General features: G+C 45.8%; 13 protein-coding genes and 1 other annotated feature. Of the genes, 12 read left to right on the forward strand and 1 reads right to left on the reverse strand.

Annotation, left to right across the window (positions count from 1 at the left end; translation table 11 throughout):
- Positions 1-160: 160 nt before the first annotated feature.
- A complete protein-coding gene (locus ACR6HW_RS15790; protein ID WP_455727928.1) occupies positions 161-1,480 on the reverse strand; it encodes an IS1380 family transposase in 1,320 nt (439 codons plus the stop codon).
- A gap of 298 nt (positions 1,481-1,778) precedes the next feature.
- Here ACR6HW_RS15790 and pta point away from each other — a divergent pair, with 298 nt between their 5' ends.
- From pta to ACR6HW_RS15850, 12 genes are all read left to right on the forward strand, one after another.
- Positions 1,779-2,780, forward strand: coding sequence for a phosphate acetyltransferase (gene pta, locus ACR6HW_RS15795; RefSeq protein WP_455728669.1), 1,002 nt, complete (start codon positions 1,779-1,781; stop codon positions 2,778-2,780).
- 199 nt (positions 2,781-2,979) lie between these two features.
- Positions 2,980-4,329, forward strand: a complete 1,350-nt coding sequence (locus ACR6HW_RS15800; RefSeq protein ID WP_455728670.1) for a TrkH family potassium uptake protein — start codon at positions 2,980-2,982, stop codon at positions 4,327-4,329.
- Positions 4,330-4,338: 9 nt separating this feature from the next.
- The gene (locus ACR6HW_RS15805; protein WP_455730900.1) at positions 4,339-5,010 is read left to right on the forward strand and encodes a potassium channel family protein; all 672 of its coding nucleotides are present in this window, start codon (positions 4,339-4,341) and stop codon (positions 5,008-5,010) included.
- A gap of 9 nt (positions 5,011-5,019) precedes the next feature.
- Positions 5,020-5,808: a TrmH family RNA methyltransferase gene (locus ACR6HW_RS15810; protein ID WP_455728671.1), complete on the forward strand. Its 789-nt coding sequence runs from the start codon at positions 5,020-5,022 to the stop codon at positions 5,806-5,808.
- A gap of 27 nt (positions 5,809-5,835) precedes the next feature.
- Positions 5,836-6,047, forward strand: a binding site (T-box leader).
- Between the two features lie 161 nt (positions 6,048-6,208).
- Positions 6,209-7,228: a phenylalanine--tRNA ligase subunit alpha gene (pheS, locus tag ACR6HW_RS15815; RefSeq protein ID WP_455728672.1), complete on the forward strand. Its 1,020-nt coding sequence runs from the start codon at positions 6,209-6,211 to the stop codon at positions 7,226-7,228.
- Positions 7,229-7,242: 14 nt separating this feature from the next.
- The gene (gene pheT / locus ACR6HW_RS15820) at positions 7,243-9,621 is read left to right on the forward strand and encodes a phenylalanine--tRNA ligase subunit beta (protein ID WP_455728673.1); all 2,379 of its coding nucleotides are present in this window, start codon (positions 7,243-7,245) and stop codon (positions 9,619-9,621) included.
- Between the two features lie 158 nt (positions 9,622-9,779).
- Entirely contained in the window at positions 9,780-11,120 is a 1,341-nt protein-coding gene (locus ACR6HW_RS15825) for an MATE family efflux transporter (RefSeq protein WP_455728674.1), read from the forward strand.
- An 87-nt stretch (positions 11,121-11,207) separates the two neighbouring features.
- Positions 11,208-12,827 carry an ABC-F family ATP-binding cassette domain-containing protein gene (locus tag ACR6HW_RS15830; protein WP_455730901.1) on the forward strand — a complete coding sequence of 540 codons (1,620 nt, stop codon included), beginning with the start codon at positions 11,208-11,210 and terminating at the stop codon, positions 12,825-12,827.
- A 292-nt stretch (positions 12,828-13,119) separates the two neighbouring features.
- On the forward strand, positions 13,120-13,320 hold the full coding sequence (locus ACR6HW_RS15835; protein ID WP_455730902.1) for a cold-shock protein: 201 nt from the start codon (positions 13,120-13,122) through the stop codon (positions 13,318-13,320).
- A 203-nt stretch (positions 13,321-13,523) separates the two neighbouring features.
- Positions 13,524-14,360: a CvfB family protein gene (locus ACR6HW_RS15840; protein ID WP_455728675.1), complete on the forward strand. Its 837-nt coding sequence runs from the start codon at positions 13,524-13,526 to the stop codon at positions 14,358-14,360.
- 101 nt (positions 14,361-14,461) lie between these two features.
- On the forward strand, positions 14,462-14,911 hold the full coding sequence (locus ACR6HW_RS15845) for a cell division protein ZapA (protein WP_455728676.1): 450 nt from the start codon (positions 14,462-14,464) through the stop codon (positions 14,909-14,911).
- A 71-nt stretch (positions 14,912-14,982) separates the two neighbouring features.
- Complete coding sequence (locus ACR6HW_RS15850) at positions 14,983-17,349, forward strand: peptidase U32 family protein (protein ID WP_455728677.1); 2,367 nt, start codon at positions 14,983-14,985, stop codon at positions 17,347-17,349.
- The last annotated feature ends 6 nt before the right edge of the window (positions 17,350-17,355 follow it).

Consider the following 17,355-nt stretch of genomic DNA (forward strand, 5'->3'; position numbering starts at 1 on the left):
GAACCCATGATATCACCAAAAATCGAGCGGATTTAAGTTTTTGCGCTTCATAATGCTTATCATAGAAGACGTCTTCCTGTTTATCACCTAAAAATGGGCAGACTTATCCTGTGGACAATACTTTTCTCGATTTTCAGATTTCAAAGTTCATCAGTTACGTTTATTCCAACTGTGGAAGTCGACGGATGTTCTCAAGAATTTCATAGAACTCATTCTTGTATGGACAACTGCTACACAGTTTGAAATGAATATATCTTGCTGCTTTAACAACCTTTGATGCGATTTTGAGCAGCTTCAATCGAATGGTATCTATCAACATTTTCTTCATGCTTTTAGGTAATACCAATCGTTTAAAGTAATTAAATAGGTTGTATGCTAGGACATGGAGCAGTAGATGATTCGCATTAACGACTTTGTCCTTACTTGGCGTTGATGCAAAGTTGAAGCCACTTTTACCTTCTTTGATGAAGTTTTCCATGGTGCCTCGATGTCGATAGAACTTAATTAGTTCTTCAGGACTGAGATCCATGTTGGTCACAATAAAGGCATACTGATTGGTTAGCTGATTGTACGGTTTCTCGACCTTGACGATAACCCGTCTAGGATAGTCCCATTTACCGGCTTGGTACAAGAACTCATCATAACGGACCACATAATCAATCATGTTATCCTTTGTAGCTTCGGTTATTTCATCATCCAAATGTTTTGCGTGAGCATACAGTATTTTGTTTGCTTTCAAACGTATGGCATAGGATACACCATTGCTTTCACACTGTTTGTACAAGTCTGGTGTTGCAAAACCACTGTCTCCACGGAGGAACAGATGGACATCAGGGTACTTCGTAAAGTATTCATCTAATAAAGGTTGCATGAATTCGCAGACGCCTGTAGAACTATAGGCGGTACCATCTCGAAGCTCTGCTTTGAGAAGATCTCCAGTGAGTCCGTCATAGCAGAGTAAGGGGTGATATCCATGAGCTTGATAGTGGTAATTAAAGCCTTCGCCTTCCTGCTTGCCGTACGTGTTAAGTAGGGTTGAATCAAGATCAAGCAGAACTTGTTCTGGCATTTTAGTCCTGTAGGCCGATGATCTCATATGACGGATGATATCTTCAAACTGTTTGACTGTATCTCCATCCATACGGTTCCAGAACCTCGACAGTGTGGGTTGTGAGGCAAGAGCCTGTTTACCCAGAATACTTTTAAAGACAGGTTCATTGGTCAGTTCGTCTGCATCATTGTCATTAAAGTATCCAGCAAGGATTTGATAAATTAGCTGGGATAGATTTTGATGGTCTTTGTGTTTACGGAAGCTATCATTTTTGTCCGTTACAAACTGGCTGATGTGTTTATTGAAGCCAAACTTATGGGCGAATTCTTTTATGAGAAGCAGCCCCGAATCGGAGGATAAATCGCCTCCATTGAAATTTATTTTGATTTTACTATTGCTTTCGAGCTGAAGTGAACTTACACTAGACATGAAGAGTTTCTCCTTTGTTAGTTTGTGAGTGTGGTAACTTCATTTTAACAAAGTTGGAGCTCTTCTTCTATTTATTTAGGTTTCACTTGATAAGTGAAAAGCAAAAGTAGTCTAAAACACAGTAACTATGCGGTTTTGGGGAGTGTTTCGTGAACCGTCATGAATAATTCAGGATTCAGGTTTATTAAAAACTTTACAAAATAATAAACAAAAATGCCCTCGTGTATCTAGTATTATGTACACAAATATCTTATAATAAGATGAATGATTTAATACAGTGACGTAAGGAGAGATTAGGATGGCGTTTTTAGACAGAATTGTCGAAGTAGCAAAAAAAGATATTCAAACAATTGTTTTGCCGGAATCATCTGACCCGAGAACAATTGAGGCAACACACAAAATTTTAGAACAAGGTATTGCCGATATTATTCTCGTCGGTGACAAAGAAGAGATCATGTCTCGTTCGGGAGAGTGGTCTATTGAAAAAGCACAGTTTATCGACCCCAATAAATTTGAGGCCATAGAGTCGTTTGCAGCTGAACTTGCAGAAATTAGAAAGAAAAAGGGCATGACAGAAGCGGAAGCCAAGGCGCTGTTGCTTGAAAATGAACTGTTTTTTGGCGTTATGCTTGTGAAAATGGGGTATGCTGGCGGCATGGTGGCCGGTGCGGCGCATTCCACAGCCAACGTCCTTAGACCTGCGCTTCAAATTTTAAAGACGGCGCCGGGTACTAAGCTCGTATCGGCGGTCTTTTTAATGGAAGTCCCTGACTGTACGTACGGTGAAGACGGTATTTTCATCTTTGGCGATTGTGCGCTCAATCCCAACCCAACCTCTGAAGAACTGGCACACATTGCCATCAGCTCGGCAAAGACTTTTGAATCCCTTGTTCAAAAACCTGCAAAAGTGGGGATGTTGTCTTTCTCTACGAAAGGTTCTGCAAACCACGCAGATGTAGACAAAGTGAAAGAAGCCGGTGTCATTGCGAAAGAGTTGGCACCTGAACTCGAACTCGAAGCAGAACTTCAGCTGGACGCGGCGATTGTTCCGTCAGTAGGCGCTAAAAAAGCACCGGATTCTCCAGTTGCGGGAAAAGCCAATGTCATTATTTTCCCAGATTTAGATGCGGGAAATATCGGTTACAAATTGGTGCAAAGACTGGCAAAGGCCAACGCTTACGGGCCTGTTTGCCAAGGTCTTGCCATGCCTGTAAACGATTTATCGCGCGGTTGCTTTGCCGACGATATCGTGGGAACAGTAGCGCTTACGGCGCTTCAAGCTCAAATGCAAAACAAATAGTCGTTAGAAAGCCAGTTTGTCTGATTGCCATCGGCGAACTGGCTCTTTTTTTAACCTTTGTACACAGGCAAAGTGCCTCAGCTTAACAACTGTTTTACAAAAATCAACTTTCAGAATACATGAACTTTGTCGAGATGTTTGCTTTTTCAATACGGATTTGATAAAATAGTGTTCATCAAAAAAGATACAGGAGGGGACAATGGGGAAGCGATTATTAAATGGTACTAATTTGAATCCCACCCAAGTGTTGGTTATTAGTTTTTTAGGTGTTATTGCCATAGGAACGCTGCTCTTAATGCTTCCGATAAGCAGTGCATCTGGAGAAGCCACAGGCTTCTTAAACGCCCTATTTACATCGACGTCAGCGGTGTGTGTGACCGGCTTGGTCGTCGTGGACACAGGCACGTATTGGTCGATGTTCGGTAAGACCATTATCATGCTGTTGATACAAATAGGTGGTTTGGGATTTATGACCATGACCACGACGGTCGCCATATTGCTCGGTAAAAAAATCGGGCTTAAAAACAGGATACTCATGCAGGAAGCACTCAATCAATTTTCCCTTTCCGGTATCATTCGATTGACCAAATACGTCTTCTTATTTACCGTCGCCATTGAGTCAATGGGCGCGGTTTTATTATCGTTTAGATTTATTCCGATGTTCGGACCTTTAAAAGGCATTTACTATTCGATTTTTCACTCTATATCGGCATTTTGTAATGCCGGCTTCGATATCATGGGCGGTGGGGCAAGTTTAACGGCCTTCGGAGACGACCATTTTGTCACACTGGTGGCCATAGCCCTCTTTGTCATCGGAGGGATGGGGTTTGCTGTTTTGCTGGACTTTTTAAATGTCAAGCGCACGCGCAAGTTTTCCCTCCATACGCGTTTTGTGTTGATGATGACAGGGGTATTGCTCGTCGGCGGCTGGTTGTTGATGTTTATACTGGAATACAACAATCAATTGACCATAGGGGCGTTTTCACTCGATCACAAGTTGACGTCTTCCCTATTTTTAGCAGCGACCCCGAGAACCGCTGGCTTTAACACCGTAGACACGGCGGCGCTGACAATGCCGGCTAAGTTTTTGACCATTATTCTCATGTTTATCGGCGGGTCGCCGGGCTCTACTGCCGGCGGTATAAAGACCACGACATTCGGGATGATGTTTTTGACGATCATCGCCGTCATTAAAGGTGAAGAAGACATTCATTTTATGAAGCGTAGAATTTCTAAACAAGTGATTAACAAAGGCCTCGCCGTTATCTTTATCTCTATTTTTGTCGTGACGACGATGATTTTCCTCATGTCGATTGTGGAACCGGCCTTTTCTTTGGAACAAATTATCTTTGAAGTTTTCAGCGCCTTCGGTACTGTTGGGCTTTCATTGGGCATTACGCCGTCGCTTTCGGCGCTGGGCAAGTTCTTAATTATTTCGTTGATGTTCTTTGGTCGTGTCGGGCCGCTGACCATCGTCCTTGCCATCAGTTCGAGAGGCACTCGAAAGCCGCTTATTCGTTACCCGGAAGGCAGAATTATAGTGGGGTAGAGCGTTTTGATCAAATTTAAGGAGAAAAAGATGGATAAACAATTTGTGGTTATAGGTGCAGGGCGCTTTGGACAAAGCGTCGCAGTCAAGCTTTCTGAAATGGGTAAGGAAGTCATGGTTGTCGATTCCCGTGAAGAAGTCATCCAACAGATTGCCGATAAAGTAACTTATGCGGTACAAGCAGATGCAACAGATGAAAACGCTATTAAAGCATTGGGGGTACGCAACTTTGATGTCGCCATTGTGACCATTGGCTCCAACATCCAGTCGTCTATACTGATTACGCTGATGGTAAAAGAACTCGGGATTAAGCAGATTGTCGCCAAAGCACAAAATCCTCAGCACGCCAAGGTGCTTTATAAAATCGGTGCCAACCGCGTCGTCTTTCCCGAAAAGGAAATGGGGATTAAAATTGCGAAGAGTCTCGTCACCAGCAATGTGCTGGATTTAATCGACCTCGCCAACGACTACAGCATCTTAGAAATTAAAATGAACTCGGACTGGGTGGGGAAAACCTTAGTAGAGATCAATATGAGAAGGCGGTACTCCATATCCGTTATCGCTATTAAGCGAGAGGATTCTTTGAACATCAACGTGTCCGGCGACTACGTCCTTTTAAAAGACGATATTCTCGTCGTTATCGGACACAACAAGGATCTCGAGAAGATAGAAAAGGAATAGGGTGGACGCGTGATACAGCATATAACGTCACCTCAGAACAAAACCTTTAAAAGTGCCAAGCTGTTGCTTCAAAAAAAATACCGAGAGAAAGAGCGCAAGTTTTTATTGGAAGGTCTACGGTACATTGTCACAGCTCTTGAAAAAGGCCATATTTGCCACGGTGTCTTTGCCGATGACGAAGCGGCGGTGTCTGAACTGGATACCGAAGCGCTAAATGTCTACGTCCTCGGACGCGATATGTTCAAGACGCTGTCGGGAACAGAGCACTCACAAGGGGTCATTGGCCTGTTTGCCATGACTGAAGACACCGGCATAGAAGGCGTTGAGGGCGACGTCTTGTTTTTAGACCGAGTGAGTGATCCGGGCAATCTCGGTACGATGATTCGCACAGCAGATGCCGCAGGCATTGTCGACTTGGTACTTGCAAAGGGCTCTGTGGACTGCTACAACGATAAGGTGCTTAGAAGTGCCGCAGGGTCAATCTTAAATGTGCGCTGTCACTATGTGGAGGACGCTTGTGGCGCCGTGGATGCATTAAAGGCAAAAGGGTATCGTCTGGTGGTTACGGCGCTGAGAGAAGCGGTGTCTTACGATGCCCCAGAAGTCTTCGGGGCTCTTAATTGTCTGGTAATCGGGAACGAGGCATCTGGCGTCTCCGAGGCGCTCATCAATCGCGCGGACGTGGTGGCGAAAATACCGATCTTCGGTGAAGCGGAATCGTTAAATGCCGCAGTTGCCGCGGGGATTATGATGTATAAAATGAAAGCGTCTAAGATAAATGATTGTGCAGATGCTTAAAATGTGGTATTATAGTTCCAAATTGATACACAGTCTGTGAAGGAGAGAGTAAGTTTTCAAACGGTTTTAGAGAGGGAAAGGTCGGTGTGATTTCCTACGGTTTGGTTACTGAAGTTCACTCTGGAGATACGTCTTTGAAGCGAGTAGGAGGCGTCGTTGGCAACGTTACAGCTGTTGAGTGAACAGTTCTTATGAACGGTTAATTTGGGTGGTACCGCGGATAAACTTTCGTCCCTTGATTTCAAGGGAGGGGAGTTTTTTTAGTTGGACGACAAACAAAGTCCCGGCGCAAGTGTTAAGTGTGCATAGGTGTACCACCGGTGTAAAAAAAGTTGTTAAATTCTCGGCGGCTATTCCATTATTCGTGCGAGAAACATTATAGAAATGAGGAGGAAACAGTATGAAAGCAGCCTTAGAATCCATGCTCCAGTCTGCTTTAGGGGAGATTGCGCAAGCAGAGAGCTTAAAAGGACTGGACGATATTCGCGTCAAATACTTGGGCAAAAAGGGCGAGGTAACGGCCATCTTAAAGAATATGAAGGATTTGTCAAAAGAAGAGCGCCCGGTTATGGGGAAAGTCGCCAATGACGTTCGTGAAAAAATCGAATCCAAGTTGCACAGCTGTCAGGAAACACTGAAAGCACAGGAACTCAACAAGCGCTTAGAAGCAGAGGCCATCGACGTTACGTTGCCGGCTACCGGACAGGGCACAGGGCACAGACACCCACTAAACGTCGTGTTAGACGAGATTAAAACCATTTTTCTGGGAATGGGCTTTAAAATTGCACAAGGCCCTGAAGTCGAAACGGTTGCCAACAATTTCGATCTTCTCAATGCACCGAAGGACCACCCGTCCAGAAGTCTATCGGACACGTTCTACATTACAGAAGATTTAATTTTGAGAACACAGACGTCTCCAATACAGGCGCGTACAATGATGGCTGAAAAGCCGCCAATTAAAATTATCGCCCCAGGTCGCTGTTTTAGAAACGATGAAATTGACGCAACACACTCGCCGATGTTTCATCAAATTGAAGGTCTAGTCGTCGATAAAGACATTACCATGGCTGATCTTAAAGGAACCCTCGACCTCGTGGCAAAGCGTCTTTTCGGCAGTCAAACGAAGACAAAATTCAGACCGCATTATTTCCCATTTACGGAGCCAAGTGGCGAAGTCGATGTGTCTTGTTTCAAATGTGGTGGCGAAGGTTGTCGCTTCTGCAGTGGCAGCGGCTGGATTGAAATCTTAGGTTGCGGCATGGTACACCCTAATGTATTAAGTGCCTGTGGCATCGACCCTGAAGTTTATTCGGGCTTTGCGTTTGGCATGGGGCTCGATCGAATTACGATGCTCAAATACGAAATCGACGACATTCGCGTGTTGTTTGAAAACGACGTGCGCTTGTTAAAGCAATTTTAGAGTAGGAGGCAGCGATGAAATTACCTGTACAATGGTTGAAAGACTATGTCAACATAGAAGAAATTGCACATGATACCTTGGTGGAACGTTTGATTATGACCGGTTCCAACAGCGAAGGCAGCTACGCGTTAGCCGACAAGGTGAAGAAGATTGTGGTGGGGCATATTAAGTCCATTACGCAACATCCCGACGCAGACAAACTCAAAATTTGTCAAACCGATATCGGAGACGATGTGATTCAAATTGTTACAGCGGCAACCAACATGCGAGAAGGCGACTACGTCCCGGTAGCGCTTCACGGTGCAATTTTAGCTGATGGCAGCAAAATTAAAAAAGGGAAACTCAGGGGAGAAGTTTCAAACGGCATGTTCTGTTCACTGGAAGAACTCGGCGTTGAAAAAAATCTGGTTCCCAAAAAATACGAAGACGGTTTGTTGATTTTTGAAAAGGCGCTGCCACTTGGAGAAGATGTTGCGGCACTTTTGAAACTGTCGGAACCTGTTATTGAGTTTGAAATCACTCCCAATCGTCCGGACTGCTTAAGTGTTGTCGGTTTGGCGAGAGAAACCGCTGCGACGTTTGACCGCAAGATGACATTGCCCGCACTGGACGAAGCGGCTACAAAGGGTGAGACCGACGCCGTTCGCGTTCAAATTGAAGACGGTGCCGCATGTCCGCGCTATATGGCAAAGCGCGTCGACGGCATTGTGGTCGCGCCATCACCGATGTGGCTCCAAGTGCGCTTGATGCAAGCGGGGATGCGTCCGGTGAACAACATTGTAGACATCACCAACTACGTGATGCTCGAGTTCGGTCAACCGGTACACGCTTTTGATTACGATAAACTTAAAAGCACGCAAATCGGCGTGCGTTTCGCCAAGTCCGGAGAGGTGTTTACAACATTAGACGGTAAAGAACGCACCCTTGAAAACGATATGCTCGTCGTTACAAGTGACGATGCCCCTGTGGCCATTGCAGGCGTTATGGGCGGCGCGGATACTGAGGTGTCTGAAACGACGACTTCTATTTTGCTCGAAGTGGCGAACTTCAACAAAAGCACTGTTCGAAAGACATCAAAAGACCTCGGTCTGCGCACAGAGGCGTCGTCGCGTTTTGAAAAGGGCGTCGATGTGGCAACTGTTGAAATTGCAATGCAAAGGCTGTGTACGCTGCTGACGGAAATCGCAGGTGCCAAACCGGTAGAGGGCGTATGCGACTGCTACCCGCTGACGCGCGACGTTCAGAAAATCACTTTTGACCCCGCCTTTATCAACCGAACCATCGGTATGGACTTGTCTCGTGACGAAATTGTCAAGTGCTTGGCGCGTTTGGAAATTGCAGTAGAAGGGGACGTCGCCATCGTGCCGTCTTACCGACTCGATCTTGAAAAACCAATCGACCTCGTGGAAGAGGTGGCACGTGTGTACGGTTACGACAACATCGATATGACGTTGCCTAAAATGAACGTTTGGGGGGCTTACACCAATGGACAGCGTATAGAGATTAAAGCGGTGAACGCCTTGACTGCCAGTGGTGCAGATGAAATTCTCACGTACTCATTTGTCTCTGAAAAAGAACTGGATAAAATCAATGTGTCCGGTGAAAGTCTTTTAAGACAGCAAGTACGCTTAATCAATCCGCTTGGTGAGGAGTTCAGCACCATGCGTACGACTTTGGTGCCGAGTTTGCTCGAAGTACTCTCGAGAAATTACAACAGAAAAATCAAAGGGGCGCGCCTCTTTGAAATCGGGAACATTTTTATTCCGAAAGAAATGCCTGTCCAAAGTGAACCGATTGAGAAGAAAGTTCTCGTCATCGGCACTTACGGAGAGGCGGAAAGCTTTTACACTTTAAAAGGGCTTGTGGAAAACTTGTTGTTAGCCCTCGGCATTGAAGGGTATCATTTCGAAAAAGAAACGAAACACGCAACTTACCATACGGGACGATGTGCCAACCTCATTTGGAACGGTCACGTCCTCGGAACCCTTGGCGAAGTACACCCGTTGGTTATGGAAAACTACAACTTGGGTACGCGCACCTATGTGGCGGATATCGACTTCAATATTCTGATGCAAATTACCAATGAGAGTCCGAGGTTCAAGTCAATTCCAAAGTACCCGGCCATTGAGCGCGATATGGCAGTTGTCGTTAAGGAAGCTATTACGTCTCATGAAATCGAGAAAATTGTGGCAGGCGAATGCGGCGACATCTTTGAAGCCATTGAATGGTTCGATTTGTATAGAGGCCCTCAGATTCCAGAAGGCTGCAAATCCCTTGCGTATGCGCTGAAGTTTAGAGCAGCGGACAGAACGTTGACAGATGACGAAGTGAACCCGCTGTTCGATAAGGCTTTAAAAGCACTGGAAGAAAAACTAGGTGCAACACTGAGATAACTTTTAGCAGTTTGTGTTTAAAAATGGTGCTGTAGCGCGTCTAAAGATTTAGATGAGCCACAGCACCATTTTAGTCAGTGAGACAGACGGTGCTTTATAGAAGTCATCGGTGTGTACCGGTATCGTGCGGCAAAGTGCCGCGAGAAAGAAGTGTGTGTATGACGACATTAAATGATAAGACCAACCCCTTGAAACTGGCGTGGCCGATTTTTATCGAGACGCTTCTGTTTATGGTCATGGGGAACGTCGATACCCTGATGCTCAGCCGGTATTCAGACAACGCCGTAGCTGCGGTGGGCAACGCCAACCAAATTCTCAATACACTGTTGATTTTTTTCTCAATCACCTCGTCAGCTACGGGGATTATGGTGGCGCAGTATTTAGGCGCTCACAATAGGAAGGCGCTGAAACAGGTCTATTTACTGGCTTTTGCTACGAACTTAATACTGGCGGGCGTCATCAGTCTTTTGGTATTAAATGCGCGTATGGGGCTGCTTTCAGCAGCTAGGGTTCCTGTGGAACTCTATGGTGATACATTGGCCTATCTCAATGTCACCATGCGATTTTTGTTTGTACCGGCGTTGTTTGTCGTGGCGTCTGTGATTTTAAAAAGCAACGGTCAGACAAAGCTGACGATGATTTTGGCCATTGGGATGAACCTCATCAATGTCGCAGGTAACTACGCAGCGTTGTTCGGCCCCTTTGGGTTACCGATTTTGGGCGTTCAGGGTGTCGCTATTGCCACTGTTGTCAGCAGGGGCGTTGCCTTGGTCTTATTGCTTGCGGTGCTAACGCGCTATTATGGCGTATCGTTTAACCTCAAACACCTCGTTCCGTTCCCTAAAACAGTTTTCAAAAAGTTTCTCCACATAGGGCTGCCATCAGCCGGAGAACCGATGTCTTGGCAACTTTCACAAATGGTGATTTTTGTCTTTATCAACACCATGGGCAAGACGGTGATTACCACCAAAATATACGTTCAAATTATCGTCTGGTTTTCATACCTCGGATGTATGGCGATTGCCCAAGGCAATCAAATTGTGGTCGGCTATCTCGTCGGCGCCGGAAAAGAGGAGAGCGCAGAAGCGCTGACAAAAAAATCCCTCAAACAGTCTATGGCGATTACGGTATTTTTCTCTTTGCTCATCGCTTTAATGGGACCGCGATTGCTGAAATTGTTTACAGACAACCCCAAAATTATTGCACTTGGTGCCACTTTGCTCTACATCGACGTGTTTGTAGAGATAGGACGTGTTTTGAACCTCGTCTTGATATTTGCTGTAAAAGCCGCCGGCGATGTGCTCTACCCAGTGAAAATCGGTATCGTCTCCATGTGGCTGGTGAGCACGTTACTGGCTTATCTCTTAGGCATTGGACTCGGTTGGGGACTGATCGGCGTCTGGGTGGCCATGGGGGCAGATGAACTCCTAAGAGGCGCGTTGATGTGGCGCCGTTTTAGAAGCGGTCAATGGAAGGGGAAAAAGGTTGTATCGGATTAAAAAAAGGTTGCAGACCTTTTGAAAACTGATATAATGTATAATTGATTGCACTCGAGATCGGACAAAGTCATGAAAGGCGGTATGAAAGTGATACAAGTAACGAACCTCGGCTTAAGATTCAGCGATCGTAAGCTATTCGATGAGGTTAATTTAAAATTTACTAAAGGTAATTGTTATGGCGTCATCGGTGCCAATGGTGCCGGAAAATCGACATTTTTAAAAATTCTCTCCGGTGATATAGAGCCGACAGAAGGCGATGTTTCCATGTCACCAAACGAGCGTTTAGCCGTGTTAAAGCAGGACCACTTCCAGTTTGACGACTTCACCGTTATGGACACGGTAATTATGGGACATAAGCGCCTCTACGATATTATGAAAGAAAAAGACACCATTTACGCCAAAGAGGATTTCACAGAAGAGGACGGTATGCGCGCTGCGGAACTCGAAGGTGAGTTTGCGGATTTAGACGGTTGGGAAGCAGAGACCAACGCCGAGAAATTGTTAAACGGTCTCCGCGTTCCTCAAGCCCTGTTTCACAAGCAGATGTCAGATGTACCGGCGTCAGATAAAGTTAAAATTCTCCTCGCACAAGCGCTTTTTGGAGCACCGGACATCCTCTTGCTGGATGAGCCGACAAACCACCTCGACTTTAGAGCGATTGCGTGGCTCGAGGAGTTCCTCATCACTTATGAAAACACCGTTATCGTCGTATCCCATGACAGACACTTCCTCAATAAAGTCTGTACGCACATGGTGGACATCGACTACGGTAAAATTAAGATGTTTGTCGGTAACTACGACTTCTGGTATGAGTCGAGCCAACTGATGTCTCGATTGATGAAAGAGCAGAACAAAAAGAAAGAAGATAAAATTAAAGAGCTTCAAGACTTTATCGCCCGATTCAGTTCCAACGCATCTAAGGCTAAGCAGGCGACATCGCGTAAGAAGATGCTTGAGAAAATTAAAATTGAAGATATTGAGCCCTCTTCGCGCCGTTACCCGTTTGTGGGCTTTACGCCGGAAAGAGAAGCGGGTAAGGACATCCTTTCTGTAGAGGGACTGACGAAGACGGTAGACGGCGTCAAAGTACTCGACAACGTATCGTTTACCCTTAATAAAGGCGATAAAGTGGTGGTTTTAAGTCGAAATGACGCGGCGAAAACCATGCTCTTCAAAATCCTCATGGGTGAAGAAGAGGCAGATGCCGGGACGTTTAAGTGGGGCGTTACCACTTCTCAAGCCTATTTGCCGAAAGACAACACGGCGTATTTTGAAGGCCTCGAGTACAACCTCATCGATTGGTTGAGACAGTATTCAGAAGAGAAGATGGAATCGTTTATCCGCGGCTTCCTCGGAAAGATGCTCTTCTCTGGAGATGAGCCGCTTAAGCGTTGTGATGTCTTGTCCGGTGGTGAAAAAGTCAGATGCATGTTCTCAAAATTAATGCTTTCAAAAGCCAATGTTTTGTTGCTCGACGAGCCGACCAACCACCTCGACCTCGAATCTATTCAGGCGGTAAACAACGGTTTGACAGCTTTTTCAGGCTCAATGCTCTTTACGTCACACGACCACAAATTTATTGAAACGATTTCCAATCGCGTCATTGAAATCACGCCGAATGGGGTATTCGATAAAGAAATTGACTTCGACGACTTCTTAGAGTCGGATGAGATTCAAGAACAGATAGAAAAAATGTACCAAGGGTAGAGGCTGAATCGGAGCAATTGCTTTTTTATAAGCGATTGCTCCAAAACAACCACATGGGCTCCACTTGGTCAATTGCCTTTAAAAATATTGAATAAAATGATGGCGAAGGGTTGAAAAATAATGGCAAAAAGTGTATGATTAAGGCGTACGTTAGGTTGCACTTTAAGAAAATATGAGATAATGTCTGTAAACTCTGAATGCATCTTATATTCGGTTTTGCACGTTTTGTGAATATTTCTTCAAAGTGTCGCTATTCTTTAAGCAACTATTCTATTTTTGGAGGAACAAAATGATCAACGGAACAGTTAAATGGTTTAATTCAGAAAAAGGTTTTGGCTTCATCACTGGAGAAGATGGCAACGATGTGTTTGTTCACTTCTCACAAATCAACAAAGAAGGCTTCAAGTCTTTAGAAGAAGGCGAGCAAGTGACATTTACAATTGCTGAAGGTCCTAAAGGTCCTCAAGCTGAAAATGTAACAGCTATCGGCTAATTCGTATTTGAACCTCGACTTGTTCGAGGTTTTTTTTATACCAATATCAAGTAAGCCGTGCAGGTGTCGTCGGTAGCAAAAGCCAATAATTATTGCACATAAATATTTTTTATAAGAATCAGTTGGTTTTTAAAGAAAAGGTATCTTGGCACAAGGTGTCTTTTCCTTAAAAACGGACTGAACCAAATGGAGAAGGAGAAAACATGATTAAAACAGGCGTTACTCAAAAACTATACGTCAACCGATTTTCGGAATACGGCGTTTATTTAAGCGACACACAAAATGGCGACAACGAGGTGTTGTTGCCGAACAAGTACGTTAAGCCCGAGTTAGATGTCGACGATTTGGTGGAAGTGTTTGTTCACAGAGATTCAGAAGAGCGCCTGGTTGCAACGACGAAAGTGTCGCTTATAGAGCTGGGCGGCATTGCGCCTTTAAAAGTTATCGGCGAGATAAAAGGAGGCTTTTTTCTGGATATGGGGCTGGACAAAGACCTGTTTCTGCCTTTCTCTGAGACGAAAGTCGATGTTAAAAAAGGCCGTAAAGTTTTGGTGAAGTTGTTGGTAGACGATACCGACAAGCTGTACGCGTCTATGAAAATTTACAACCACTTGGAAGACGGCACACACTTTAAGGTCGGAGACCAAGTCGAAGGGACTGTCATTGAAGTGAAGCCGCCTTTTGGTGCTTTTGTAGCTGTAGACAACCGATACCACGGTTTAATTCCCATGCATGAAATGTACAATGAAATCAAAGAAGGCGCGCATTTTTCAGGGCGTGTGACACGTGTAAAAGAGGATGGCAAAGTAAACATCAGCGTGCGCGATAAAGCGGCGGTACAAATTGATGCCGACGTCGCGGCGGTACTCGATGCTCTAGAGACCTCTGACGGCGTGCTGTACTTAAACGATCATTCTGACCCCGACATTATTAAAAAACGATTGAATCTGAGCAAAAGAGCCTTTAAACGCGCTGTTGGGCGGTTGCTGAAAGAGGAAAAAATTGTGTTGACTGACGAGGGGATTGAACTTAAAGCGTAGAAAGTTCGTCAAAACAGTATGCAATTGTTTGATTTTTTAGTATAATTAAAGCACCTCCGCGACAAGTGCGAAGGGAATTGAGTATTCGAGGAGTGGGCACTATGAATCAAAAAAACAAAGTCACTGTGAGAATTTTAGATAAAGACTATACAATGGTGAGCGATGACTCCAAGGAGTACATGAAGCGTGTCGCCAGATTTGTCGACGATATAATGACGGAGACTTATGAGAGCAATCAAAAACTCGGCACTTCTATGATCGGCGTTTTGGCGGCGCTTAAAATCGCCGATGAACTCCACAAAGTCAAAGAGGAAAAAGAAGAGTTGGAAAAGCGGCTCAATTCGCCGACTTACGAGCTTAAAAACACCCGCGACGAACTCAATGCTCTGGCGAATGAATTTGAGAGGCGCCATCAAGCTTACGAAAAGATGGTCAGCGACATATCGGGCCTTATCGACAAAGCCAGCTTGTATGAAACCGATGTTAAACAGCTTAGACAACGCATTGAACAGTTGGACCACGATTTAAAACAAAAAGAAGAAAAACTGTAAATGCGGTTGTAATGCATAGCAGAACCAACGCCTTGATATGTTCAAGGCTTTTTTTACGATAAGAGGCATTTATGAAAGCAATAGAAGTGTTGGCGCCGGCAGGCGATTTTGAGGCGTTAAAAGCTGCGGTTAACGCAGGTGCAGACGCCGTGTACCTCGGTGGCGAACTGTTTGGTGCGCGCCGATCCGCGACCAACTTTAAAAACTCGGCGATGCGTGAAGTCACCGCCTATTGTCACGAACGCAACGTGGCGGTTTACGTCACTGTGAACACCTTGATTAAAGATGCGGAGTGGCAGGCGTTGACAGCGTATATTCAGACGCTGTACACAGCGGATGTCGACGCCGTAATCGTACAGGATATCGGCGTCTTTCACTTTTTAAGAACGCATTATCCCGACTTTGAAGTTCACCTCAGCACGCAGATGACGCTACACAACAGCTACGATGTTCAGTGGGCTTCGGAAATGGGCGCGTCACGTGTGGTACTGGCTAGAGAACTGTCTTTTGCAGCGATTGAGGGCATACGCCGAGAAAGTGCACTGCCACTGGAAGTCTTTGTGCACGGCGCTCTTTGTATCGCTTATTCGGGAAACTGTCTGTTGAGCAGCCACATCGGTGGACGCAGCGGCAATCGAGGGGCCTGTGCGCAGCCTTGCCGCAAAAAATACCAGCTGGTGGGCACAGAAGACGGCACCGTTTACACAACACCGGAAGGTGTTTACTTAATGAGTCCAAGAGATATAAAGGGTCTTAGTCGGATTGAAGCGCTTAAATCACTGGCGCCGATTTCCCTTAAAATAGAAGGTCGAATGAAGGGACCTGATTATGTGTACACGGTGGTTAAAGCGTATCGTGAGGCGGTGGACACAGGCGTCCTTAGAGAAGACGATTTGGTAAAAGTTTTTAACCGTAATTATTCAGAGGGGTATTTCGGAGAGAAGGCTTACAGCCAATTGATGACACTCAGTCATCCCAGTGCCTATGGGTACGAAGTGGGGTGCGCTGTCGCCTGTGGGAAAGGGCGGCTCACACTCAAACTCGAGGCACCGCTTTCGAAAGGCGACGAGATTCAGTACCGATTGAGAGAGAAAACCGTGGGCACGCGGTGCGATGAAATTTACAGCAATGGTCGACGGGTGGATGAAGCACCTGTGGGGCAAGTGGTTGAAGTTCCGTTTAAGCACGTTGTTCCCAAAGGGGCGCGTTTTTATAAAACCTATGACAAATCGCATATTAAACAGGCGACAAACGACAGCCAACGCGAGGTGCAGCGCTTTGCCGTTCAGATGGTCTTTCATGCCGCACGAGATGCCGTTGCTACCTTGACAGTGACCGACGGCGCGTGGGAAGTTACTGCAACTGGAACGGTTAAAGGGGAAACCGCCCAGCGCGTGTCGCTCAGTCGTGAAAAGGTTGAAAAACAATTGTCTAAGCTCGGGGGGACGCCTTTTGTATTAGAGCGTTTAGACGTGGACATCGCAGACGGCTTGATGTTGCCGGTGTCCGAGTTAAACACACTGCGCCGTCAGGCCTGTGACGCACTGTTGAAAAAGCGGGCTCTCTGGCATGGTCACCGAACAGCACCTGTAAGTGTTTGTGATCTTGTAGAGGGCTCTAGCACGCAGCAGTCGCCAGTGGTACTGTTGACTTTTGAGCGTTACAAACGTTTAAATGCGCACCGCCGTTCTTTTGAAAACAGCTTGTTCCGGCCAATTTGGGTGCTGGAAAGTCTCTCTGACTACGAGGCGCACTTAGAAAGCTGTGCGTCGGAATCCGTTGTACTAGGGCTGCCTAAAATCTTAGAAGCCGACGACTTTAAACGCCTTGATGACATGATGCAAAAGACAACTTTTGATGTCGTGGTTGCACATATTGGTCAGTTACAGTGGTTAAGACAATACCCCGACGTCAAGTGGTACGCCTCTGAAGCCGTACAGTGTTATAACAAAACGGCCCTGGCTTTTTTAAAAGCGGAGGGCGCAGAAGGCGTCATCGCCGCACCGGAGTGGGCGATAAGCACTTCTCGCGGAACTGCCGGGCAGTGGGTCTATGGCCATCTGCCCCTTATGCAGTCTGAATACTGCCCTATAGGAAAAGTCATAAAGAACGCCCATCGGTGCGGTCTTTGTGAAACGGCTTCATTTGCTTTAATCGACGAGAAGGGGACACAGTATCCCCTCGTCTGCGATTCAAGTCGATGCCGAGTTAAAGTCTGTACGGACAAACCGGTATACGCCTTAGATTTAATGGAGAGCCTCTACGCAAAGGGGTGTACCCTCTTTAAGTTCGATTTTATGTTAACCTCTGAAGCGGCGTCGACCGATAGAGTTCGCCAGTTGGCAGAGGCTGAAACTTGGCGACAATTTACAGCAGCCGTCGAACCCTTTGACAAAACTATACACACGAGAAGCCGGCTAATAAGCGGCGTAGAATAAAGGTGG

The organism is Fusibacter sp. JL298sf-3 (genome assembly GCF_053842995.1).